Source organism: Citrifermentans bremense R1 (genome assembly GCF_000426865.1).
Lineage (GTDB): Bacteria > Desulfobacterota > Desulfuromonadia > Geobacterales > Geobacteraceae > Geomonas > Geomonas bremensis.
The window spans coordinates 35016-58091 of sequence record NZ_AUGE01000015.1 but is presented as its reverse complement, the minus strand read 5'-3'; the positions used below and the strand labels follow the sequence as shown (position 1 = coordinate 58091).

Sequence of the window (23076 nt, the reverse complement as noted above, 5' to 3'; positions counted from 1 at the left end):
GGTTTAGGCTGCGCCGGAAGTTGCGGCGTCTTGTTGGGGGGTGACCAGCTTTTCCCTGATTTCGGCGGTGATCTCCGGGTGCTCCTTGAGGAACAAGCGGGAGTTCTCGCGCCCCTGACCGATGCGCTCCTTGCCGTAGGAGAACCAGGCGCCGCTTTTCTCAACCACGTTGCGCTCCACGGCGAGGTCCAGGATATCCCCTTCCTTGGAGATCCCTTCGCCGTAGAGGATGTCGAACTCGACTTCTTTGAAGGGGGGGGCGACCTTGTTCTTCACCACTTTGACGCGGGTGCGGGAGCCGATCATGTCGTTGCCCTGCTTGAGCGCCGCGATCTTCCTGATGTCCATGCGGACCGAGGCGTAGAACTTGAGCGCGTTGCCGCCGGTGGTGGTCTCGGGGTTGCCGAACATGACGCCGATCTTCATCCTGATCTGGTTGATGAAGATGACGCAGCAGTTGCTCTTGGAGATGATGCCGGTCAGCTTCCTGAGCGCCTGGGACATGAGGCGTGCCTGCAGGCCCATGTGCGAGTCCCCCATGTCCCCCTCTATCTCCGCTTTGGGGACCAGGGCGGCCACGGAGTCGACGACGAGGACGTCGATGGCGCCGCTTCTTACCAGGGTCTCGGCGATTTCCAGCGCCTGCTCGCCGGTATCCGGCTGGGAGACCAGGAGGTCGTCCGTCTTCACGCCGAGCTTTCTGGCGTAGCCGATGTCGAGGGCGTGCTCGGCGTCCACGAAGGCGGCGATTCCGCCCAGCTTCTGCGCCTCGGAGATAACGTGCAAGGCCAGCGTGGTCTTGCCGGAGGATTCCGGTCCGAAGATCTCGATCACGCGGCCGCGCGGCACCCCTCCCACGCCGAGCGCGATGTCGAGCGAGAGCGAGCCGGTCGGGATGGAGGCGATGTCGGGAAGCGCCTCTTCATTGCCGAGCCTCATGATGGCCCCTTTGCCGAACTGCTTTTCAATCTGGCTCATCGCCAGGTCCAGGGCCTTTTCCGCTTTATCCTTGTCGAGCATCGTCTATATCTCCTGTAGCCTGCACAAAAGCAGGTCGTTGTCCGGTAAAAAATCCCATCACCAATAGCACAACCCGGAGCGGGTTTTCAACGAGTAAAAACCGTTCGAGGTTCAACGTTCAAGGTTCGAGGCGCCTTTCCGCCAGATCGTCCACCCTGCTACGGCCCCTTCTCCATATCGGATTCAACGTCCAAACGTTGAACCGTTTCTTGCTGTTCATGCCTGTTCGCCTTCACTTAATCTCAATCTCAATCTTAATCTCGATCTTAAACGTCGAACGTTGAACGTTGAACGGCCTTTCGGCCGTTCAGAACAGCGCCGGCTGGATCGCTTCCTGCTCCAGGGGAAGGACCAGGAAGAAGGAGCTTCCTCCCGCACTCTCCACCCACACCATCCCGCCGTGGGCCTCCACCATCCCCTTCACCATGGCGAGACCTAACCCCGCCCCTCTTCCCTGCTCGCGGCTCATGCCGCTGGAGTGGTGCCTTATCTCGCCGACCTCGTAGAAGATCCCGAAGATCCCCTGCTGCTCCTCGGGGGGGATGCCGATGCCGCTGTCCCGCACCTCCACTTCCAGATAGCAGCGCTCCCCGCAGCGCCTGAGGAACTCGGGGTTGAAGCGCTCCAGGGTTTTCCTGCGCTCCAGGAGCGCAGGGCGGTCCACCACCCTCCCGGTCACCAGGATCTCCCCTTTGTGCGGGCTGAACCTGATGGCGTTTTGCAAAAGCTCGCCGAAGACGCGCTCCAGGTAGTTGCGGTCCGCATCGAAGAACGGGAGTTCTTCCAACCCCGCCAGGGTGACGCGCTGGCCCCGCTCTTCCAGCTGCGGCTGCAACTGCGCCGCGAGTTCGTCCAGGAAATGCAGCAGGTGCACCGCCGAGGTCTCCAGCGCACCACGCCTGGCCTCCACCTTGATCAGCTTCAAAAGGTCGGCGACCAGCCCCTTCAGCCTGAGCCCGCCGTCCCGCACCAGTTCCAGCACGGAGCGCGCCTCCTGCTCGCTGTGCCAGCCGTTTTGCAGCAGATGCTCGACGCCGGAGATGATGCTGGTGAGCGGGGTGTTGAACTCGTGGGAGACCATCCCCAGGAACTGGTTCTTCATCCGGTCCAGGCGGTTCTGCTCCAGGTTCGCCTGCTCCACCAGGGCCAGGTTCTGCTTGAGCCGGATCTCGGAAACGGAGAGGTTGTGGCTGCTCTTCTCCAATAGGCGGTGCGAGCGGAGCAGTTCGCCGCTTTTCCAGTTCAGCTCCGCGAAGAGCCTCCCTTTCTCGATGATGTTACCCATCTGCTTGCCGACGCTTTCCAGGAAGCGGAGTTCCTCGGCGCTGTAGCGGCAGGGGTCGCGATGCATGAGGTGCATCACGCCGACCAGGTGCTCCTGCGCGCTGATGGGGACCGAGGTGAGGCATTGCCACCCCTCGGCGGCGACGCCCAGATCCTTGATCTGCGGCGCCTTCAGCCTCTTTACCTTCAGGAAGCGCTCCGGGTCTTGGGCGAGGCTTTGGGAGAGGCGCTGCTCCAATTCGGCAGAGACGCCGCAGCTGGCGCAAAGCCGCGCGCTTCCCTGGTCGCCGCGGTACAGGTGCATGGTGCCCCCCCCTGCGTCGAAGAGCTCCATGATCTCCCACAGGGTTCTTTGCTGCTCCTGTTCCAGGTCGGCGGAATGGTTCATGCCGGTGAGTATGTCGTTGAGGATGGAGAGTTCGCGGTTTCTCTGCCAGATCTCTTTTTCGGTGCGCCTTTTCTTGGTGATGTCGCGCATGAGGCAGTGCGCCACCTGCTCGTCTCCCAAGTCGATGAGCCGGGCATTGATCTCGGCCAGGAAGAAGGTGCCGTTTTTCTTCCTGATCCGGACCGAGTCCAGTTCTCCGCGCCCGTTGCGCTTCACCTGGTAGAGGAAGCAGCGGAACCGCTCATGCTCGTCGGGATGCAACAGGTCGCGCGCCTGGATGGAGTCGAGCTCCTCCTTGCTGAAACCCAAAAGCTCCCGTCCCACGCGGTTTTCTTCCTCCAAAAGACCGGTGTCGGCGCTGAAGATGAAGATGGCGTTGCCCGCCCCCTCCAGGAGGCTCTTGTAGCGGCGGGCGCTTTTCACCGCTTCCAGCCGCATCCCCTCCAACTCGCGCTGCAGCCCTTCCTGCACCTGAAGCTGCCGCTTCCAGGCCCGGGCGGCGATAAAGAGGAGCACGGCGGCAACGGTAACCGAGACGGCCAGGTGCAGCCACCCCGGCAGCGGGGTGCGCCTCCCGATGAAGAGCAATATCAGCTCGCAAACGGCTATGAGCAGGAACGGTGCGAAGTGCAAGAACGTGTCCTCTGTACCGGCAACTTGTTGTGACCGGTCAACCCCGGCCTGGTGTCGTCTTCCGTGTGAGGAGGTAGCGGCGCAGCCAATCGAGCGCTGTGAAGCAGGTGATGGATCGGACGCGGTCGCGGTCGCCCTGGAAGTTGAAGCGCTCCACCCGGCACGAGCCTTGGTCGGCAAGGGCCAGGTAGACGGTGCCGACCGGCTTCTCTAGGCTTCCCCCGTCCGGGCCGGCGATGCCGGTGACCGACAACGCCAAGTCGCTTCCCGCGGCCTCCCTCGCCCCGACCGCCATGGCGCGGGCGACCTCGGCGCTGACCGCGCCGTGCTCCGCTATCAGGGGGGCTGGGACCTGCAGCATCCTGGTCTTCGCCTCGTTGCTGTAGGTGACGTTTCCTTCCAGGAAATAGGCGGAGCTTCCCGCGACGGCGGTGATGCGGGCGGCGATCATGCCGCCGGTGCAGGATTCGGCGAGCGCCAGGGTGAGGCCCTTTTCCCGCAGCAAAAGCGCGAGCCGGTCGTCCATCTCCTCCCGGTCCTCGGCAAAGAGATACGCGCAAAGCCGCTGCCGCAGCTCGCCGGCCGCCTGCTGCAAGATGGAAGCGTCGGTGGCCTCAGCCCGCAGGATCAGGTGGATCTCCGGGAACTTCACGCAGTAGGCAAGCTGCACCGGGGACCCTTCGGGAATCGCCCCCTCCAATAGTTCCGCGATGGCGGCCTCGGCGATGCCGAAAAGCTTCAGCGTCACCCGCTGCCAGCCGGCTTCGAACCTGCCGGTAAGCTCCGGGAGCACCGTATCCTCCAGCATCCGCTCCATCTCGTAGGGGACGCCGGGCATGAAGAAGCAGTCGGCCTGGCCTATGCGGACCACGAAGCCCAAGGCGGTTCCCAAAGGGTTGGGGATCAGCGCGCACCCTTTGGGGAGAAGCGCCTGCCTGCGGTTGGCCGGGTGCAGCTTTCCGGTAATCCTCTGCGCGAAGCGCTCCAGGTGGTCAAGCGCCTCAGATGAGAGCTCCAGTTTCGTTCCGGCGGCCCGCGCCGCGGCCTCGGCGGTCAAGTCGTCCGGGGTGGGGCCCAAGCCCCCGGTGACGATTACCGCGTCGCTGCGCGCGCCGAGCTCCGTGAGGGCGGAAGCGATCGCCTCCGCGTCGTCGGGGACGGTCAGGTGCCGCTCCACCCGCCCCCCCGCCTGGAAGAGCCGGCCGGCGATGTGGCTTGCGTTGGTGTCCACCACCTCGCCGCAGAGGAGCTCGTCCCCTATGGAAAGAACCGCCACCCTCATAGGAACCTCAGGGCCAGGTGCGTCGTCGCGCAGGCGTAGAGCCCCGCCATGACGTCGTCGAGCACCACCCCGTAGCCGTTTTTGAGCGACCGGTCGAACCAGCGCGCCGGCTGCGGCTTCAGGATGTCGAAGAAGCGGAAGGCCGCAAACCCGATCAGCACCCCCTGCCAGGTGGGGGGGACGGCGATCATGGTGACGAGATACCCGGCCACCTCGTCGATCACTATCTTGCCGGAATCGTGCTCGCCCCAGAGTTCCTCGCCGAAGCCGGCGCTCCAGCAGGCGAAGAGGGTGAAGGCGACCAAGGTCAACAGGTAGAGCGCAAGCGGCATACGCGACAGGAGGAGGAAGAACGGTATCGCCCCGAGGGTACCCACGGTCCCCGAGGCGAAGGGGGAAAAGCCGGTGCCGAACCAGGTTGCCGAAATGATGACGAAGCGTTTCATGCCTGACCGCACTCCCTTTCCACGGTGCGGTACACCTCGATGAGCGGGATTCCCTTCTCCAGCGCGATTGTGCGGCAGGAGTCGTACTCCGGCGTCACGCGCCCGGTTTCCAGCACCTTCACCGCGACCTCGCCCAGGGTCGTTTCCCGGGTTTCTAAGCTACGCGCGGCGGTGATGCGGCGGGCCGGGTAGTAGCGCAGGCCGATGGCGGTCGATTCCGAGAGCACGATGGCCGAGAGCTTTTCCAGGTCGGCGGGGTCCGCGATCACGGTGAGGCGGGTGGCGGGGCGGTTCTTCTTCATCTGCAGGGGGGAAAAGGCGACGTCGAGCGCCCCCGCCTCCAGTAGCCTCTCCATGACAAAGCCGAAGATCTCCGGGTTCATGTCGTCGATGTGGGTCTCGACGACCAGGACCTCCTGGTGGCCCTTTGCCTCCGCGCTATCGCCCAGGAGCACCCGGAGCAGGTTGGGGAGTTCGGGAAAGTCCTTTTCGCCCGCGCCGTAGCCGGTTCCAAGCGGCGTCATAGGCGGCGGGGGGCCGAAGCCATCGGCCAGCGCCGCGATTATGGCCGCACCGGTCGGGGTGACCCGCTCCCCCTCGCCGATGTCGGCGGTAAGGGGAATTCCCTCCATCAGCTTCGCGGTAGCCGGCGCCGGGACCGGGAGCCTGCCGTGGGCCGTCTGCACGACCCCCCTGCCGTAGGGTAGTCCGGAGGCGTAGACCGCTTCCACCCCCAGGTGGTCGAGCCCTATGGCGGTCCCCACGATGTCGACGATGGAATCGACCGCGCCCACCTCATGGAAGTGCACCCGCTCCAGGGGGACGCCGTGCACGGCTGCCTCCGCCTCGGCGAGCCTGCTGAAGATCCGCTGCGCGAGCTCCTTCACCCGGGGCTTCAGGCCGGACTCCTCGATCATCTTCGCGATACCGCTGTAGTGCCGGTGCGGCTGGTCCGCCTCGGTGAGGGTCACCTTGAAGGAGGTTCCGGCCACTCCATGCCGCTCCACCTTGCGGCTTTCCAGCGTGTAGCCGGAAAAAGGAAGCCCCGCCAGTTCCCGCCGCAAGACCTCCAGCGGCAGCCCCAGTTCGATCAGCGCCGCGACGGTCATGTCGCCGGCGATTCCCGCGAAACAGTCGAAATACGCCACTTTCATCGATGCACCCTATTCATCAGGCTCGCCGCGTACGCCGCTCCGAAGCCGTTGTCTATGTTCACCACGGTGACCCCGGCGGCGCAGGAGTTGAGCATCCCCAATAGCGCCGCCACGCCGCCGAAGGAGGCGCCGTAGCCTATGGAGGTGGGGACCGCTATCACCGGCTTGTCCACCAGCCCCCCGACCACCGAGGGAAGCGCCCCTTCCATGCCGGCGACCACGACGATCACCGATGCCTCGGCGAGAGCGCCGCGCCGCGCGAGCAACCGATGCAGCCCCGCCACCCCCACGTCGTAGATATGCTCCACCTCGTTTCCCATCAGGCGCGCCGTGAGGACCGCCTCCGCCGCCACCGGGATGTCAGAGGTGCCGGCGCAGACCACCAGGATCTTCCCCTTGCCGCGCAGCTCGACCGGGTGCTGCTCGATGGTCAGCGCCCGCGCGTCGGGGTGGTAGACCGCCTGCGGGAAGCTCTCTTTGAGCTTCGCCCCCTTAGCGGAGTTGACGCGGGTGGCGAGCACGTTCCCCCCCTTGGCGAGGAGGGCGGCGATGATGGTGCGCATCTGGGCCAAGTTCTTCCCCTGGCCGAAGATAACCTCCGGGAATCCCTGGCGCAGCGAGCGGTGGTGGTCCACCGTCGCGCACCCCACATCCTCGAAGGGGAGATGTTTCAGTCTTTCCAGTGCAGTCTGAACGTCGAGCGACCCTGCGCCGACTTCTTGCAGTATATTTTCGATCACCTTGCTCTGCATGAATCGGATCTTGCCTCCGTACATTGAAAAAAACAAAGCTAGCACAAATAATGCGTTTCGCTGCAAGAAAAATACATTCTGTCTAAAGTTTATGTCACTGGAAGGGGCCTCTGACAGCGGGATGCCGATCCTGCGGCAGCCAGATTGCATCCCCGGTTGTGCATTGCCTTACCTGGCTGCGTGTTGTACCTTTTGGGCTGCCGGTGTGACAGATATGGGAGCATTCCTGACAGACGGGGGTTGCGATGACACAGAAGCTAAGAGAGAAGGTGGCGCTGGTGACTGGAGCGGGAAGGGGCTGGATCATTTGGAATAGGGCGCGGGTTTGACATTTAATGAATGGATGTTTCAATGGGTATGTTTTTTTCGGCTGGACCGTCTTGACAGGAGGATTTCCTTGCTGCGCCTAATCATCCCGCTACTATTCATCCTCGTCTCCCTCCCTGCGGCTGCCTTCGGCGCGGGGAAGCCTATCGTCGTCGCCTCGACCACCCAGATCGCGGACTTCGCGCGCCAGGTCGCCGGCGACCGCCTGACGGTCCGCAGCATCCTCGCGCCGGGCGCCGACCCGCACACCTACCAGCCGACCCCCGACGACGTGCAGGTGGTGCTGAGCGCAAGCCTCTGCCTGGAGAACGGCCTGCACCTGGAGGGTAAGAACTGGATGGGGGCGCTGGCCCGCGACGCGAGAAAGGAGCTGGTCACCGTCTCGCAGGGGGTGGCACCGCTGCAGCTGGGCAAGGGGGGGCAGGTCGTCCCCGACCCGCACGCCTGGTTCTCGGTGCAAAACGCGGCCATCTACGTCAACAACATCATCGAAGCTTTGGGGCGGCTCGACCCGGCCCATGCCGGGGAGTACCGCGCCCGGGGCACGCTCTACCTGCAGCAGTTGAGGGTTCTCGACGCCTGGATCAGGGAAGAGGTGGGGCGCATACCCCCCTCGCGCCGCATCCTCGTCACCACCCATGACGCCTTCAACTATTTCTGCCGCGACTACCGCTTCAACCCCAACAACCGTTACCAGAGCATAGCGCCGGTCGGGTGGTCCACCGGGGCCGAGGTGGGGGGAGGGATGACCCCCAAGCGGCACCAGCAGGTGGTTGAATCCATCCGCCAAGCGGGCGCCCGCGCCATCTTCGTCGAAACCACCATAAACCCCAAGCAGATCCGCGAGATCGCCCAGGAGACCGGGGTCGCCATCGGCGGCGAGCTCTACTCCGACTCCATGGGGAAGGCAGGCTCCGCCGGGGAGAGCTATTTAGGCATGATGCGGGAGAACGTCCTTTTGATGGTCCAGGCGCTCAAGTAGAGAAGGAGAAGGAAGCGACATGAGGTTTTTATTGGTGGCGACAATCTGGCTGGTGCTGATCGGGGGGCTTTCCCTGTACAGCTACCAGCGCGACCGGCATAAGCCCCCCGTGGCTGCGGCGGAGAAACTGACCGAGGCGCCGGCTAAGGCCTACACCCTGGAGCTGACGCCAAGCTTCGCCACGGCAGCCGACCCCTTCGCCCTGAAGGGAGACGCGGGCGCGAAGGCGACGCTTTTAGTGCGGGTGGCGGACCGGGAGATCTACCAAAGCGAGCGCCCCCTCCCCGCCGGGGTCGCCAAGTCTCTTACGCCGGTGCCGGGGCTGGTGCTGGGCCATAACGAGATCTATGTCAGGGCCGTCCCTCCGCAGGGGGAGACGCGCGACCATGCGCTGCGGGTGAGGCTCTTGCAAGGGGGGCGGGTGATCGCCGACCAGACGCTCTGGGGGGAGAAGGGGGCGCTGGTGGCGGGCTCGGTCCCCTTCGAGTTGACGGCCGCGGGGGAGGGAAGCCATGAACAACGGTAAAGGGACTCCCGCCATCGAGGTGCGCCACCTGACCGTCTCCTACGGCGCGCGCCCAGCGCTTCTCGACGTGTCGGTCAGGATCGAAAAGGACCAGCTGGTAGGTGTGATCGGCCCCAACGGGTCGGGGAAGTCCACGCTGATCAAGGCCATCCTCGGTTTCGAGAAGCCGGACGTGGGGGAGATCCTCATCGGCGGCGAGGACGTGCAGAAGGCCAAGGGGAAGGTGGCCTACGTCCCGCAGCGCGGCGCCGTGGACTGGGATTTCCCCATCACCGTCCGGGAGGTGGCGCTCATGGGGCGCTACCAGCACGTCCCCTGGTACCGCTCCCCTTCCGCGGCGGACCGCGAGGCGGCACTGGAGGCGCTCTCCATGGTGCGCATGTCAGACTTCGCCGAGCGCCAGATAGGGCAGCTCTCGGGCGGGCAGCAGCAGCGGGTGTTCCTCGCGCGGGCGCTGGCGCAGGGCTCCGACATCCTCCTTCTGGACGAGCCTTTCGCCGGGGTCGACGCCGCCACGGAGCGGGCCATACTCGACGTCCTGGAGCGGGCCAAGGCGGCTGGAAAGACCCTGGTCGTGGTGCATCACGATCTCGCCACCGCGGCCGAGTACTTCGACAACCTGGTCCTCCTGAAGCAGCGGCTCTACGCCTTCGGACCTCCCGCCGCCGTGCTGCAGGAGGAACTCCTGAGCCAGGTCTACGAAGGGCGCCTCAGGGTCTTCACCGACCTGATGGCCAAGGAGGGGGGACGATGAACTTCCTGCTCCATGCATTTTGGGCTCCGCTCACCGAGACCTATTTCCAGAAGGCCCTGATCGGCGGCTGCGCCGTGGCGCTCGTCTCGGGTGCGGTGGGATCTCTGGTGGTGTTGAGGCGGATGGCCTTTCTGGGGGACGCCCTTTCCCACGCCATGATCGCCGGGGTGGCGGGGGGCTACCTCGCCATGAAGCTCCTCTTCGGGGTGGAGGCTTACGCGCCCGCCATGCTGCTCGGCTCGCTCATTGCCGCCATCATCACCGTCGCCCTGATCGGGGTCGTCTCCAAGGTCTCCCGGGTCAAGGAGGACACGGTCATCGGCATCATGTACACCGGCGTCTTCGCCCTGGGCGTCGTTGTGGTCTCCATCTTCCGGCAGTACATCCACATCGACCTGATGCACTTCATCATGGGGGACATCCTGGGGGTGGCCGACACCGACCTTTGGGCCAGCGCCATCGTCTCCGCCTCCGTCCTCACCATCCTGGTCCTCTTCTTCCGCCACTTTCAGCTGGCGAGCTTCGATCCCATCATGGCCGCCTCGACCGGGCTGCCGGTGCTCGTCTTGGACTACGCGCTGACCGGGTGCGTCTCCATGGTGGTGGTGAGCGCGGTGAGCATGGTGGGGGTGATCCTGGTGGTGGGGCTTTTGATCACGCCGGCTGCGACCGCCTACCTTTTGAGCGATCGGCTGGACAAGATGATGGCCTTAGCGTCGCTGTTCGGAGTCACCAGCGTGATCGGCGGGTTGTATCTCTGCGTCTGGCTCGACTCGGCGGGGGGCGGGGCGGTGATGCTCTTTTGCACCCTGCAGTTTCTCGCGGTGCTGGCGGTGGCTCCGCGCTACGGGCTTTTGGCCCGGTGGCGCCGGTTGCGCAACATGATACCGCAGCAGGTGGTGGAGGACGTGCTGATCACGGTCTTGCGCCAGCAGAAGGAGACCCCGCTCAAGGTGCTGCAGCAGTTCGTGCAGGTGCCGCAGCCGGGGACCTTATGGAAGGCGGTGAAACAGATGGAATCGGAGGGGCTGATCGAGGCCTTGCCGCAGGGGTACCGGCTGACCGGGGTGGGGGAGAAGCAGGCGGCTAACGTACTGCGCGCCCATCGCCTGTGGGAGAGTTATCTTGCCTCCATCGGGACCCCCGAGGATGCGGTGCATCCGACCGCTCACCGGTTGGAGCATATCCACGGCGCCGGGATCGTCGATTACCTCGATCAGAAGCTGGGGCAGCCCGAGGTCGATCCCCACGGCCAGAAGATTCCCAGGCGCGGCAACGGCGCGAGGAAAAAGCCTGCCGGCAATGAGCCGGAGGAGCAGTAGCAACCTGAGGTTCTTCGAGAAATTCCGGGGGATTTGCCCGTTAAGCGCTGCAGGTGAATTAAAGTTCCCCCCTTTGCGAAGGGGGGGCAGGGGGGATTTGCCTTGGTCAGACCATACAACCACCAGTTGAAGGGGGCATCGCGCAAACTGCGCAAGCAGATGACAGATGCAGAGCAACTGCTGTGGTCTCATCTACGGGGCAGGCAACTCCTTGGAGTCCAGTTCAACCGGCAGAAACCGGTGGGGCCTTATGTAGTCGATTTCTTTGCTGCCGCAGCACTGCTGGTGATTGAGGTGGATGGCAGCCAGCACCTTCAGGAGGAGCATGGCAAACGTGATGTCGCGCGCGATCTGTTTCTTCAAGAACAGGGGTTGACGGTTCTTAGATTCGACAATCGACAGGTATTATTGGAAACGGCGGCGGTTCTGGAAGAGATATTTCGGATCTGCCAACAAAGAGCAAATCCCCCCTGTCCCCCCCTTCGCAAAGGGGGGGACGCAGTAGCCTCGCCTAACCTTTGAGGGTCCCTCTCTGCCAGCTTCACTGACCTGCCCTAATCGAATCAATCCCTCGCCAGCACCCGCCTCATCGGTAGGTAAACCGCCAGCGGCAGGATCAGGTGCGTGAGCCGGAATTTCCGGTCCAGCTTCTGTGTCATCTAGCGAAGCCGGTTCAGCCTGCGCTGGTACAGGTAGTCCCCTCCCTGGTAGTAGGCCAGCATGTCGCCTAGGAATTCGTCGCTTACCGCCTGCTTTTTCGCCTCGCCGCTTTTCCTGTCCACCTGGTACTGCGCTGCGTACTGCTGCGGGCCCAGCACCAAGAGCCGGTTCTCGGTCAGGTAGCCGAGCTTTTGGTAGGTCGAGATGAAGGCGCGCGGCTCCTGCCCGCTTTCCTTCAGGGCGTCGCGCCCCAGAAAATCGCTTTGGTAGCTCATGTTCATCATCCCGAGCACCGTCGGGGCCACGTCGATCTGGCTCATCAGCTTCTCCACGCGCCCTGGCTGCACGTGCGCCGGGGAGTAGACCAGCATCGGGATCTCGTACTTCTTGACCGGGATATCCGTCTTTCCGGCGCTGCCGGCGCAGTGGTCGGCGATGATGACGAAGACGGTGTCCTTGAACCAGGGCAGGCTGCTCGCCTCGGCGATGAGCCTCCCGATGGCGTAGTCGGCGTACTTCACCCCCCCCTTTCTCCCGGTCTTAGGCGCTATGTCGATGCGGCCGGCGGGGTAGGTGAAGGGACGGTGGTTGGAGGTGGTCATCACCATGGAGAAGAAGGGCTTCTTAGCCGCGTACGACTTGCTCCCCTCCTTGATCACCTTCCGGAACAGGTCCTCGTCGCAGACCCCCCAGATGTTGGAGAAGGTCACCTCGTCCTTGGCGAAGTCGGCGCGGTCCACTATGGAGTAGCCGTTGCCGGAGAAAAAGGCGTTCATGTTGTCGAAGTAGCCGTGCCCGGCGTAGATGTACTTCGACTCATACCCCTTGGCGTTCAGGATCTCCCCCCAGGAACGGAAGCCGGAGTTGTTGGGGCGCTTGACGATCGAGGTGCCTGGCAGGGGAGGGATGGAAAGGGTGAGCGCCTCCAGCCCGCGCACGGTCCGGGTGCCGGTGGCGTAGAGGTTGGTGAACAAAAGCGACTGGGAGGCGAGCCGGTCCAGGTTCGGGGTCAGGTTGTCCTTGTTCCCGAAGGCCCCGAGGTACTCCGCGGAGAGGCTCTCCTCGACTACCACCACGAGGTTCAGGCGCTGTTCTTTCCCCTCGCTGCGGATGCTCCTGGTGAAACGCTCGGAGCTTGGGTTGACGAAGCTGTTGTTGCGCTCGGCTACCAGCGTCCTCAGCCTGCTGTTTACCTGGGCTTGCGGCTTGGTCCGGTAGAATCTGGTGAAGGAGAGTTCGTTGTTCACGAAGGCGGCGAAGAGGTTGTAGATGCCGTTGCCCGCCAGCTCGTTGGCGAAGTTGTTGTAGGAGATGGAGGAGTAAGAGACGTGCACCAGGGAGTAGGAGAGTAGCGCGGGCAGCACCAAAAGCGCGCCGATGCGGCGGTACGGTCCGGTAAAGGTGACGTTGATCCCGCGGTCCAGGTACTTCCTGAGGAGCCAGGCTCCGGCGAGCGCCACGATGCCGATCCCCGAGAAGATGGGGGTGAGGGGATACGACTCGCGGATGTTGCCGATCACCTCCTGGGTGTAGACCAGATAGTCCACGGCGATGAAGTTGAAGCGGGTCCCGAACTCGTCGAAGAAGAGGTACTCGGAGCAGGCGTCGAAGACCAGCACACCCAGGTAGACGGTGAAAAGCAGGCGCAAAAACCAGGCGTGGGAGCGGTGGGTGGCGACGCGGCGCGGGAGCAGGATCAGGTAGAGCGCTATCGGCAGCAGCGCGTAGGAAAGGGTGACCAGGTCGAAGAAGAACCCGGTGGCGGCGGCTTTCAAAAGCAAAACGGCGCCGAGCCCGGCCCCTTTGGGGGTCATGGCCAGGAGCATCAGTCTGATTGCGGTGGATACGGCGAGAAACGTGATTGAGACGAGGGCGATGAGACCCGGTCGGCGTTGCGGCATTTTTGGTAACCTCGATTACGTATTGCCCGTGGGCGACCATAACATACAGGAGTAAGCGTTGCCGGAACATTGCACCAAGATGACAATTCTGTCATCGTTCTCCCGCGTCCAGCACCTCGCGCACCTTCTCCGCCAGGTCCGGCAGCGAAAACGGCTTCGAGATGAAGTTGACCCCTTCCTCGAGCACGCCGTGGTGGGCGATGACGTTGGCCGTGTATCCCGACATGAACAGGACCTTCATTCGGGGAGAGATGGCAAGGAGGCTGCGCGCCAGTTCCCTGCCGTTCATCTCGGGCATCACCACATCGGTCATCACCAGGTCAATCTCGTCTGCGTGGGCGCGGGCGAGTTCCAGGGCCTCACGGGGCAGTCCCGCTGCCAGCACCCGGTATCCCTGAAGCTGCAACAGGGAAACCGTCACCTCCCGGATGGTCGGCTCGTCCTCCACCAGCAGGATAGTCTCGTGGCCGCGGGATACCGGCTGCTCCGCAGGCTCCGGCAACGTCTCGGCCTTTGCCGCATCTTGGCGGGGAAGGTAGATCCTGAAGGTGGTTCCTGCGCCGGGCTCGCTGTAGGTGTTTATGAAGCCGTTGTTCTGCTTGACGATGCCGTACAGGGTGGCGAGACCGAGCCCCGTTCCCTTTCCCAGCTTTTTCGTGGTGAAGAAAGGCTCGAAGATGTGCGCGAGCATCTCCTTATCCATGCCGCAGCCGTCGTCGCTCACCGTCAACTGCACGTACTCGCCGGGGACGAACCCGAAGCGGGCCGCGCAGTATTTCTTGTCGAGCCTTGCATTTCCAGTCTCTATGGTGATCCTGCCGACATCGTCGATGGCGTCGCGGGCGTTGACACAGAGGTTGGCGAGGATCTGATCCAACTGGGTCGGGTCCATCTTGACCCGCCAAAGCTCCTGCGCCGGGCGCCACACCACCTCGATGTTCTCGCCCACCAGCCGTTTCAACATGCTCAGCATCTGTTCCACCGTCTGGTTCAGGTCCAGCATTACGGGGGCGATGGTCTGTTTCCTGGCGAAACCAAGCAGTTGTTGCGTCAGCGCCGCGGACTTCTCCGCCGCCTGCCTGATCCCCTCAAGCCTGCCGCGGACCGGGTCGCCGGGCTCGAGTTCCCCCATCCCCAGTTGCGCCAGCCCCAGTATCACGGTGAGCAGGTTGTTGAAATCATGCGCCACGCCGCCTGCCAGCCGTCCCACCGATTCCAGCTTTTGCGCCTGCTGCAGCTGGGATTCCAGCCGGACCTTCTCCTCCTCGGCGAGCTTCAGTTCCGTCACGTCTGAGACGAGGACATAGAACCCCCTGGTAACGCCCCCTATCTTGTCCGGGATGTAATGCGCCCAGGTGTATCCCTTCTCTCCCCCCGGCTTCACCAGGGTCCTTTCGAAGCGCTGCGTCTCGCCCGCCAGGGCTTTCCGGACGTACTGCTCGTTCAGCGCGAAGAGTTTTTCCCCCAGCAGTTCCGGCAGGGTGATCCCGATCATCTGCTCGGGGTTTTTGCCGAACCACTCCTGGTAGGCCTTGTTGGCGAAGGTGCAGCGCAGGTCGTTGTCCCAGTAGGCCACCATGCCGGGGAGCTGGTCGGTGAGCATCCGCAGGAAGCGCTCGTTGGCGGAGAGCGCGTCCTCGATCAGTTTTCTCTGGGTGATGTCCTCGGTGAAGATGACGATCCCACCTACCCGGTCCACCGCCTCATACCAGGGGCGGATTTCCCAGCGCACCCACTGCACGGTGCCGTCGGCGCGCACGAACCGGTCCGCCTCCTCCCGGAGGATCTCCCCCGACAGCCCGCGCCGGTGCAACTCCTTCCAGCGCTCGGTAATCTCGGGGAAGACGTCGTAGTGCGACAGCCCGATCAGGTTGCGGTCGCCCAGCCCGTACATGCTCTGCCAGCGGCGGCTCACCTGCAGATAGCGCATCTTGTGATCTAACATCGCCAGGGAGGCCGGCGCGTACTCGAAGAAAAAGCGCAGGTGGGCGTTTTTCTCCTTGAGGGCGTCCTCCTGCCTCTTGCGTTCGGTCACGTCCCGGACCACGGCGATTATGGCGAGCTTCCCCCGGGCGGTAGTCCTCCTGAGCGACACCTCGGCCCAGAACTGCTCGCCGTTTTTCCTTTTAGAGAGCCATTGGAACACCTGCGGCCCCTCGTTGGCCGCCTTGCGCACCTTGGCGACCGCCTCGGACTGGGAATAGGGGGCGCTCCCCGCGGAAAACAGGCCGATGTCGCCGGATAGCGTTTCTTCTCGGGTGTATCCGTACATATCCAGCACCCGCTGGTTCACGTCGAGGATGCGGCCGCTGTCGATGTCGTGGAGGAAGATGGCTTCGTTGGTAGCGTTGAAGATGGTCCGGTAGTTGTCTAGGATCTCGAGCCTTTCGCGTTCGGCGGCGCCGAGCCTGTCGAGATAGCGGCTGATCAGGAAATAGAGCAGCGCAGCGGTGCAGAGTATGAAGAGGAAGCCTTTGGTGACGGCGATCCGGAGCAGCAGGGCGCGGTCTTCGAACATCCAGTCCATGACGTGGTCCGACCCGTAGATCCAGGCCAGGCCGAAGATGGCGTAGATACCGACGATTCTCGCCGTCTCGACTCTTCTTTGGTTGGCGTCACCCTGTTTCATGCTGCTCCTGTGGCGGCGGTCTTGTTGTCAGTTTCAAGTGGGCCATGCTAGCCAAATTGCGAGGAAAAGTCTTTCTAAAAGATGTATGACACCCCCGGCAGCCAGCTCGCGTCCCCTCAAAAAGGGACGCAGCATGATCCCGTTTTGCGGAGGTCATCGCGGAATTCCGGGAACCTGAGAGTATGTTGCCCACCAAGCGCTGCAGCAGAACAAACGTTCCCCCCTTTGCGAAGGGGGGACAGGGGGGATTTGCCTTTGGCCGAACCAGTCGCGCCCTCGCTAATCCCCCAATCCCTCTTATTGTGGGAGGGCGTCAACTGCACCCGGCGGGGGAGGTGCAAAACGGAGGGTGACGGTGGTTCCTATCCCGGGAGCGCTGGCGACAGAGACGCTGCCGCCATGCAGGGTCATGATGGAACGGACGATGGCGAGCCCGAGACCGCTCCCCTGGTTGTACACCAGGCGGGCCTGCGGCGAGCGGTAGAAGCGATCGAAGACGCGCGGCAGCTCCGCTTCTTCCACCCCCATGCCGTTGTCGGCGACGGAGATGGCGACCGCCCCGCCCTCCTCATGGTCGATCTTCAGGGAGATGCGCCCGGACTTCGGGGTGTAGTGCAGCGCGTTCGAGATGAGGTTCCCCACGGCGCGTTGGAACAGGTTGGGGTCTACGCAGATGTCGCCGCTCCCCTCCACCGAGATGGAAGTCTGCTGCTCCTCCGCCACGTTGCTGTAGTACTCCGCCAGCGTTTCCAAGGCCTGCCTCGCGTCGATCAGGCGCTTTTCGTGGGCGCGGTCCGGCCGGGCCAGGAACAGGATGTCCCCCACCATGCGGGCCAGCCGCTCGTACTCCTCGATGCTCGACTCGATGATGCGGCGGTATTCCTCTTCGGAGCGTGCCCGGGACAGCGCGACCTCGGCTTCGCCGCGCAGGTTGTTGATCGGCGTGCGCAGCTCGTGGGCCAGGTTTGCCGAAAACTCCGACAGCCGCGCGAAGGATTCCTCCAGCCGGGCCAGCATGGCGTCGAGAGCCGCGGTCAGCTGGTCCAGCTCCTTAGGCCAGCTCGTCGTCGTCCCGACCCGCTGGTGCAGGTCGGCCTCGGTGATCCGGGCCACCTTTGCCGCCATCTCCTGCAGCGGCCTCAAGCCCCGGCGGGCGATGAGGACCCCGAGCCCCGCAGCGAGCAGCAGCCCTATGGCCACCGCGGCCACGGTACGCAGCAGGTACTTGGAAATCAGGGCGTCTTCATTGGTTATCTCCAGCGCCACCTGCAACAGCCGGAAGTGCGGATCGCCCCCCTTCTGGGCCCAGGCTGCGTTCAGGAGGTAGCGCCTGTGATTGGACGTGCGGTACTTGGTGCTGCGGCCGATGTTTTCCTGCGCGGTCACCGCCGGCGGGAAAAGCCCCACCGCCAACTCCGACATCTGCGGCGACTCCAGCAGGGTGCGTCCCTCCGCGTCCTGGATCCGGATCAGGTGCCGCACGGGCTGCCCCGGCCTGTCGATCGGTATCTGGTCCCTCAGCGCGTCCGGGTGCCGGGCCACGATGTCGCGCAGCGAGTTGATCCTTTCCACCACGAACTCGTTGTCTTCGTAGTTGAGGTCCTTGGAGAGCGCCTTGAACTGGAACCAGTTGGTGCAAAGGAGTATCAAAAGGGTGCTGACCAGGTAGAAGGCGACCAGGCGCGCGGTGATGGAGGTGGAGCGGCGGGGTTCAGGCTGTCTCGTCGAGGACATAGCCTACTCCTCTGATGGTTTGGATGAGTTTGACCGGGAAGGGGTCGTCGACCTTCTTCCTGAGCCTTCTGATCGCCACGTCCACCACGTTGGTGTCGGTGTCGAAGTTGATGCCCCAGATCTGCTCGGAGATGGTGGTGCGGCTCAAGACCTCTCCGCGCCGGTGCAGCATCAGGGCGAGGAGTTGGAATTCCTTGACGGTGAGGTCGAGCGAGCGGCCGCCGCGCCGTGCCTTGTGCCGGATCAGGTCCAGCTCCAGGTCGGCCAGCTTCATGGACTCGGACTGCTGCAGCGGGTAGCGGCGCAAGATGATGCGGATGCGGGCCAGAAGCTCGGAGAAGGCGTAGGGTTTCACCAGGTAGTCGTCGGCCCCAAGCTCTAGGCCGTGCACCCGGTCGTGCACCTCGTCGCGCGCCGACAGGAAGATGACCGGGACGTCATTTCCCGCCGCGCGCAGTTCCTTGATGATGGACCATCCGCCGCGTATCGGGAGCATCACGTCGAGGATGATCAGGCTGTACACCTCGGTCAGGGCCAGGTGCAGCCCGTCCTCGCCGTCGTTGGCGATGTCCACGCTGAAGCCGTTTTCGGTGAGCCCCTTCTTGAGGTAGTTGGCGGCCTTTTGTTCGTCCTCGACGATCAGGATGCGCATATCTTCCTTAAACTGCGTTGGCGTTTTGTGCTGGCGGCCGGCGAGGGCGCGCAGCCTCTCATGAATGGCACGTTCCGCAGTATAACGTATCGATGCGACAAGTGCGAAACTAAAATAAAAACGGCTGGTCACGGAGGAAGTCGGAGAAAGAGGATTCTCTCAAATATTCTTCGTGGCAAGCAGTTCGTCTTTCTCTGGTTCCCAAGCTCCAGCTTGGGAACCCAATGCGCGTAAAGCTCCAGCTTTGAGTTTGTGCTTCGGCAGGGTTTTCGTTCCCAAGGTGGACCTTGGGAACGAGAAGAACCAAAAGCCGGGCCACAAGGGGCCCGGCTCGTTGATGGTTCGGGGAGTCGTCACAGGCGGAACTGCCTGACCATGCGCTGCAGTTCGTCGGCGTTGTTGCTGAGCCTTGCCGCCGCTTGCGCCGACTCGTGCGCCCCCTGCGAGGTCTGCTGTACCACCTCGGTTATCTGCACCATGTTGCTGGAGATCTCGCTGGTGGTCGCGGTCTGTTCCTCGGCGGCGGTAGCCACCTGGTGGATCTGCATCGCCACGTCGTTTATCTGCTCCAGGATCTCCTGCAGCGCCTTTCCCGACTTGGCCGCTTCCGCGGTCCCGGCCTTCACCTGTTCCACCCCTTCTTCCATGGCGATCACCGCACCCTTGGTCTGGTTCTGGATGGCCTTGATCATCTCGCCGATTTCCCTGGTGGCCCTGGTGGTCCGCTCAGCCAGCGCCCGAACCTCGTCGGCGACCACGGCGAAACCGCGCCCCTGCTCCCCGGCGCGCGCGGCCTCGATGGCGGCGTTCAGCGCCAGGAGGTTCGTCTGGTCCGCGATGTCCTCTATGGTCCCGATGATGGCGCCGATCTGGTCGCTGCGTTCTCCCAGCGTCTCCACGGTCCTGGCCGTCTCCTGCACCTTCTCGGCTATCTGCCCCATCACGGCAACCGTCTTCTCCACCACGACGGCCCCGTTTTGCGCCGTCTGGGAAGCGCGCCTGGCCCCTTCCGCCGCATGCTGGCAGTTCTGGGCGATATCGCTCGAGGTGGCCGACATCTCCTCGCCTGCGGTGGCGACGGTACCGGCCTGGGAGGCGACCTCTTCCGCGCCGGTCGCTATCTGGTCGGAGGTTGAGTGCAACTGGTTGGAGGCCGCCGCCACCTGGTCCGAGGTGTCGGCGACCTTTGCCATGATGCCGCGCAGATTTGCGGCCATGGCCCGAAGGGTCGCCAGCAACTGCCCCGTCTCGTCCGTGGAATCGGCCTGGATGTCCACCGTGAGGTCTCCGGCGCCGATGGAGTTCGCCTTGGAGACGGCGGTCCTAAGCGGGACCGTGATCGCCCTGGCGATGAACACGCCGCCGGCGACGGCGAGGAGCACCCCAGCCACGACCAGGATTATCATCAACAGGGAAGCCGCCCTGGCGACGTCAGAGTTATGTTCGGATGTCTTTTTCCCCTGGTCGGTCTTCGCATGCATCAGGCGGTTCATCAAATCCTGCTGGAACAGCGCCGCCTTCTTCGCATCGCCGTGCAACAGATGCATCGCCTCAGCCTTCTTTCCCGCGCCCGACAGCTCGAGCACCTTATCGGTTAGCTCCACGTACTTCTTGCGGGCCTGCTTGAAATCGTTGTAGTCCCGGCGCCCCTCCTCCGTGGAGATGGTTTTCTCATAGGCCTCGGAAGAGCCGTCTATCTTGCCGCGCAAATCCTTAATGGTATCGAGTGCCGCCTTTGCTTCCTGTTCGTTTTCCGCTTCCACCGCGTCCCTGACGTTGATGCGGACCCGCTGGAAATTAGTGGACATGTTGGCCAGGTCCTCCAGCGGCACCGTGACACCTTTGTACAACGTGGCGTCGTCCTTGGCGATGCGGTCTATCTTTATCACACCGACCGAGCCGACTACTGTGCCGATCATGGCTATAGCTATGAAGGCGAATACCAATTTTGTTCCGATACTCAAGTTTTTGAACATTGCTTCCTCCATCGTTTTTGGGGAGATATCTATATGGCGGGAGATGCGCGCATCGTCGCCGCGGTGAAGACAAATATGGTCCTGTTTGTTTGTTACATCGGTATCGGTAGTTCGGTCGGTTACTTTATGGAAAAGGGGCATTTTTTAGTTTTAACGAGTTAGGTTGAATCGAAGTTCAGAAGAGTCTCTCGCTGACGCTTGCCTGGGGCCATGGCCGGGAGAGCGCGGAACCACGCGCAAGAAAGAGGGGATCGTGCGGGATGGAAGGCTTTTGCATTGCTCTTTTTTTATGGCAGGATTTTAACCGTTGTGCCGGGGCCCGGGGCGCGGGTGCCGATACCATCTTCCCGGAGAGGAGGAAAAGCGATGCCACGTTCCATCTTCAGCTACATCCATCCTGCTGGATCCTTCGGGCTGCCTGAGTTCAAGGACAGCCGCTGCGCCCTTTGCGGCAACCTCGATATGGACTGCAGTTGCACCGAATGCGAACACCCGGTGGCCGTGGACGGTGGGGAGCAAAGGTGCGGGGTGAGGGGGTGCCTGGAGCATCTGCTCGACCGGGAGCTTTTGGCCCGCATCGAGATCCTGGACGCCCGGCTCGAGAACCTGAGGCAGGAGGCCGCCCGGCGCGAAACGCCGACCCTTCCCTGTCCCGAGTGCGGCGAAGTGCAGACGGTGACCATCTACAACAACGGCCCCTACCTCTGCCACGGGTATTTTTATGCAGGGGAGAAGCACGGCTGGATCAGAAAGGGGCGGTACTGAAAGGCGCTGCTGCATTTTTCCGGTTTAAGAAAAAGGGCTCACAGTGATAGACTGTAGCCCTTTTCCCTTCCCCACCTGCAACCCAAAAGGAGTCTCCATGGAACCCCGCGCCCTGCTGCAGCAGATGTTCGAAGCCGCAGTCGCTTCGGCCCGTCCGCAAGAGTGCATCCCAAAGCATCTACCCGCACCCCCGGCGGGTAAAACTGTGGTGATCGGAGCGGGCAAGGCCTCCGCCGCCATGGCCAGCGCCTTCGAGGAAGCCTGGCAGGGGGAGATCGCGGCCGGCCTGGTGGTCACCCGCTACGGGTACGAGGTTCCCTGCCGCCGTATCGAGATCGTGCCGGCCGCCCACCCCGTCCCCGACCTGTCCGGTTGCGCAGCCGCCGCCCGCATGCTCGAACTGGTGCGGGGGCTCACGCCCGAGGACCTGGTGGTCTGTCTCATCTCCGGCGGCGGCTCCGCGCTGCTCCCGCTTCCCCTTCCGGGAGTGACCCTGGCGCAAAAACAGGAGCTGAGTCGCCAGCTCTTAAACTGCGGGGCGAGCATAAGCGAGATCAACTGCGTGCGCCGCCACCTCTCCGCCATCAAGGGGGGAAGGCTTGCAGCGGCCTGCCATCCCGCACGGGTAATCACCCTGGCCATCTCCGATGTCCCCGGCGACAGCCCTGCCGATATCGCCTCCGGGCCGACCGTCGCCGACGCCACCACCTGCGCCGATGCACTAGCCATCGTCCGCCGCTACGACATACCCCTTCCCGGTACGCTTTTGGAGATCTTTCTTTCCGGGGCTGGTGAATCGGTGAAGCCGGGGGACCCGCACCTTGGCCAGGAGGATTACCGGCTGGTGGCGACGCCGCAACGGGCATTGGAGGCTGCGGCCCAGGTGGCGGCCGGTCGCGGCGTCGCGGCGCAGATACTGAGCGACCGGATCGAGGGGGAGGCGAGGGACGTGGGGAAGGTCATGGCGGCTATCGCCTTGCAGGTTGCCCGGCGCAGCCAGCCCTTTGCCCCCCCTTGCGTCCTTCTTTCCGGCGGGGAGACAACGGTGACGGTGCGCGGCAGCGGCAGGGGAGGGCGCAACGTGGAGTTCCTGCTTTCAGTGGGGATTGACTTGAACGGTGCGGACGGGATCCATGCGCTTGCCGCCGACACCGACGGGGTCGACGGCCGCGAGGAGATAGCGGGCGCCTATCTCTCGTCCGATTCCCTGCAAAGGGGGTGGCAATTGGGGATCAACCCGAAGCTAAGCCTGGACGACAACGACGGGCACGGGTTCTTTCAGGCGCTGGGGGACTCCCTGGTCACCGGCCCGACCTTCACCAACGTCAACGATTTCCGCGCCGTTCTCATAACCTGAAATCGCCCCCCTCAGTAGCCGTACCCCAGGCTCTCGATCCTTTTCACCCGGCCGTCCTCGATGACCACCAGCTGCAGGAATTCCTGGGGGCCGAAGTTGAAGGTCCATTCATCGATGGTCACCGTGCTTGCCAGCGTCCTTTCCCTCCCCCCATCGCGCACCTTCTCGAAGCGCTTCTCCTCTCTGCGTATCTTGGCCGCCGGCTCCCCGCACTTCGCCAGCACTTCCACCTGGTAATCGCCGTCCGAGACGATCCCCTTGGGGCAGATCATGGTGGGGTTTTCCATCGCCCATGCCGGGAGGGCGAGCAAAAAGGACAGGGTCATCGCGCCTAAAAATCTCATCTGTTACTCCTCCTCTTAGCTCTTGTCATCTGCATGGCCGCGAAAAAAGGCTCCCCTTCCCAAAGGGTCGTCGGAAAGCACCGGGGAAAGCCGCTCTTGATCCCCCCCTCCCCTTGCGGGAGGGGGGACTCTTCTCCCCGGAATTCCCAGATGAACCTTCGCAAAGCCATTGTCATGTCGTTAACGGT

At 63.4% G+C, this 23076-nt stretch carries 19 protein-coding genes; 7 read left to right on the top strand and 12 right to left on the bottom strand.

Features of this window, described 5'->3' with window-relative positions; translation table 11 throughout:
• Positions 1–3: 3 nt before the first annotated feature.
• The 6 genes from recA to larB form a co-directional block, all read right to left on the bottom strand.
• Positions 4–1020, bottom strand: a complete 1017-nt coding sequence (recA, locus tag K419_RS0110880) for a recombinase RecA (RefSeq protein WP_026841609.1) — start codon at positions 1018–1020, stop codon at positions 4–6.
• 307 nt (positions 1021–1327) lie between these two features.
• Positions 1328–3325, bottom strand: coding sequence for a sensor histidine kinase (locus K419_RS0110875; protein WP_026841608.1), 1998 nt, complete (start codon positions 3323–3325; stop codon positions 1328–1330).
• A gap of 37 nt (positions 3326–3362) precedes the next feature.
• Entirely contained in the window at positions 3363–4607 is a 1245-nt protein-coding gene (locus tag K419_RS0110870; protein ID WP_026841607.1) for a competence/damage-inducible protein A, read from the bottom strand.
• Positions 4604–5053, bottom strand: a complete 450-nt coding sequence (locus K419_RS0110865; protein WP_026841606.1) for a phosphatidylglycerophosphatase A family protein — start codon at positions 5051–5053, stop codon at positions 4604–4606. Before K419_RS0110865 ends, K419_RS0110870 begins: the two co-directional genes overlap by 4 nt.
• Positions 5050–6207, bottom strand: a complete 1158-nt coding sequence (gene larC / locus K419_RS0110860; protein ID WP_026841605.1) for a nickel pincer cofactor biosynthesis protein LarC — start codon at positions 6205–6207, stop codon at positions 5050–5052. Before larC ends, K419_RS0110865 begins: the two co-directional genes overlap by 4 nt.
• On the bottom strand, positions 6204–6959 hold the full coding sequence (gene larB / locus K419_RS0110855; RefSeq protein WP_026841604.1) for a nickel pincer cofactor biosynthesis protein LarB: 756 nt from the start codon (positions 6957–6959) through the stop codon (positions 6204–6206). Before larB ends, larC begins: the two co-directional genes overlap by 4 nt.
• 397 nt (positions 6960–7356) lie before the next feature.
• On the opposite strand from larB, the gene K419_RS0110850 reads away from it, so the two are divergent.
• The 5 genes from K419_RS0110850 (at position 7357) to K419_RS23130 (ending at position 11392) form a co-directional block, all read left to right on the top strand.
• Positions 7357–8268, top strand: coding sequence for a metal ABC transporter solute-binding protein, Zn/Mn family (locus tag K419_RS0110850; protein WP_026841603.1), 912 nt, complete (start codon positions 7357–7359; stop codon positions 8266–8268).
• A 19-nt stretch (positions 8269–8287) separates the two neighbouring features.
• Entirely contained in the window at positions 8288–8794 is a 507-nt protein-coding gene (locus tag K419_RS0110845; protein ID WP_026841602.1) for a hypothetical protein, read from the top strand.
• Positions 8781–9548 carry a metal ABC transporter ATP-binding protein gene (locus K419_RS0110840; RefSeq protein WP_026841601.1) on the top strand — a complete coding sequence of 256 codons (768 nt, stop codon included), beginning with the start codon at positions 8781–8783 and terminating at the stop codon, positions 9546–9548. Before K419_RS0110845 ends, K419_RS0110840 begins: the two co-directional genes overlap by 14 nt.
• Complete coding sequence (locus tag K419_RS0110835; RefSeq protein WP_026841600.1) at positions 9545–10870, top strand: metal ABC transporter permease; 1326 nt, start codon at positions 9545–9547, stop codon at positions 10868–10870. Before K419_RS0110840 ends, K419_RS0110835 begins: the two co-directional genes overlap by 4 nt.
• 102 nt (positions 10871–10972) lie before the next feature.
• Positions 10973–11392, top strand: a complete 420-nt coding sequence (locus tag K419_RS23130; protein ID WP_084154200.1) for an endonuclease domain-containing protein — start codon at positions 10973–10975, stop codon at positions 11390–11392.
• A gap of 137 nt (positions 11393–11529) precedes the next feature.
• On the opposite strand, the gene K419_RS0110825 is transcribed toward K419_RS23130, so the two are convergent.
• From K419_RS0110825 to K419_RS0110805, 5 genes are all read right to left on the bottom strand, one after another.
• Positions 11530–13431 carry an LTA synthase family protein gene (locus K419_RS0110825; RefSeq protein ID WP_026841599.1) on the bottom strand — a complete coding sequence of 634 codons (1902 nt, stop codon included), beginning with the start codon at positions 13429–13431 and terminating at the stop codon, positions 11530–11532.
• Positions 13432–13522: 91 nt separating this feature from the next.
• The gene (locus K419_RS0110820; protein ID WP_026841598.1) at positions 13523–16060 is read right to left on the bottom strand and encodes a PAS domain S-box protein; all 2538 of its coding nucleotides are present in this window, start codon (positions 16058–16060) and stop codon (positions 13523–13525) included.
• A 297-nt stretch (positions 16061–16357) separates the two neighbouring features.
• On the bottom strand, positions 16358–17794 hold the full coding sequence (locus K419_RS0110815; protein ID WP_026841597.1) for a heavy metal sensor histidine kinase: 1437 nt from the start codon (positions 17792–17794) through the stop codon (positions 16358–16360).
• On the bottom strand, positions 17772–18446 hold the full coding sequence (locus tag K419_RS0110810; protein WP_026841596.1) for a heavy metal response regulator transcription factor: 675 nt from the start codon (positions 18444–18446) through the stop codon (positions 17772–17774). Before K419_RS0110810 ends, K419_RS0110815 begins: the two co-directional genes overlap by 23 nt.
• A gap of 353 nt (positions 18447–18799) precedes the next feature.
• Entirely contained in the window at positions 18800–20422 is a 1623-nt protein-coding gene (locus K419_RS0110805) for a methyl-accepting chemotaxis protein (protein WP_026841595.1), read from the bottom strand.
• A 366-nt stretch (positions 20423–20788) separates the two neighbouring features.
• On the opposite strand from K419_RS0110805, the gene K419_RS0110795 reads away from it, so the two are divergent.
• Both K419_RS0110795 and K419_RS0110790 read left to right on the top strand, forming a co-directional pair.
• Complete coding sequence (locus tag K419_RS0110795; protein ID WP_026841594.1) at positions 20789–21187, top strand: hypothetical protein; 399 nt, start codon at positions 20789–20791, stop codon at positions 21185–21187.
• A 97-nt stretch (positions 21188–21284) separates the two neighbouring features.
• The gene (locus K419_RS0110790; protein WP_026841593.1) at positions 21285–22544 is read left to right on the top strand and encodes a glycerate kinase type-2 family protein; all 1260 of its coding nucleotides are present in this window, start codon (positions 21285–21287) and stop codon (positions 22542–22544) included.
• 11 nt (positions 22545–22555) lie between these two features.
• Here the strand turns inward: K419_RS0110790 and K419_RS0110785 are convergent, their stop codons facing one another.
• A complete protein-coding gene (locus tag K419_RS0110785; RefSeq protein WP_026841592.1) occupies positions 22556–22888 on the bottom strand; it encodes a DUF2845 domain-containing protein in 333 nt (110 codons plus the stop codon).
• Positions 22889–23076 lie beyond the last annotated feature (188 nt).

Coding starts and splice junctions, on each gene's coding strand:
- K419_RS0110835 (WP_026841600.1), top strand. CDS start 9,545: ATGAACTTCCTGCTCCATGCATTTTGGGCTCCGCTCACCGAGACCTAT.
- K419_RS0110790 (WP_026841593.1), top strand. CDS start 21,285: ATGGAACCCCGCGCCCTGCTGCAGCAGATGTTCGAAGCCGCAGTCGCT.
- K419_RS0110785 (WP_026841592.1), bottom strand. CDS start 22,888: ATGAGATTTTTAGGCGCGATGACCCTGTCCTTTTTGCTCGCCCTCCCG.
- K419_RS0110810 (WP_026841596.1), bottom strand. CDS start 18,446: ATGCGCATCCTGATCGTCGAGGACGAACAAAAGGCCGCCAACTACCTC.
- K419_RS0110825 (WP_026841599.1), bottom strand. CDS start 13,431: ATGCCGCAACGCCGACCGGGTCTCATCGCCCTCGTCTCAATCACGTTT.
- K419_RS0110820 (WP_026841598.1), bottom strand. CDS start 16,060: ATGAAACAGGGTGACGCCAACCAAAGAAGAGTCGAGACGGCGAGAATC.
- K419_RS0110815 (WP_026841597.1), bottom strand. CDS start 17,794: ATGTCCTCGACGAGACAGCCTGAACCCCGCCGCTCCACCTCCATCACC.
- K419_RS0110870 (WP_026841607.1), bottom strand. CDS start 4,607: ATGAGGGTGGCGGTTCTTTCCATAGGGGACGAGCTCCTCTGCGGCGAG.
- K419_RS0110845 (WP_026841602.1), top strand. CDS start 8,288: ATGAGGTTTTTATTGGTGGCGACAATCTGGCTGGTGCTGATCGGGGGG.
- K419_RS0110840 (WP_026841601.1), top strand. CDS start 8,781: ATGAACAACGGTAAAGGGACTCCCGCCATCGAGGTGCGCCACCTGACC.
- K419_RS0110865 (WP_026841606.1), bottom strand. CDS start 5,053: ATGAAACGCTTCGTCATCATTTCGGCAACCTGGTTCGGCACCGGCTTT.
- larC (WP_026841605.1), bottom strand. CDS start 6,207: ATGAAAGTGGCGTATTTCGACTGTTTCGCGGGAATCGCCGGCGACATG.
- larB (WP_026841604.1), bottom strand. CDS start 6,959: ATGCAGAGCAAGGTGATCGAAAATATACTGCAAGAAGTCGGCGCAGGG.
- K419_RS0110795 (WP_026841594.1), top strand. CDS start 20,789: ATGCCACGTTCCATCTTCAGCTACATCCATCCTGCTGGATCCTTCGGG.
- K419_RS0110805 (WP_026841595.1), bottom strand. CDS start 20,422: ATGTTCAAAAACTTGAGTATCGGAACAAAATTGGTATTCGCCTTCATA.
- recA (WP_026841609.1), bottom strand. CDS start 1,020: ATGCTCGACAAGGATAAAGCGGAAAAGGCCCTGGACCTGGCGATGAGC.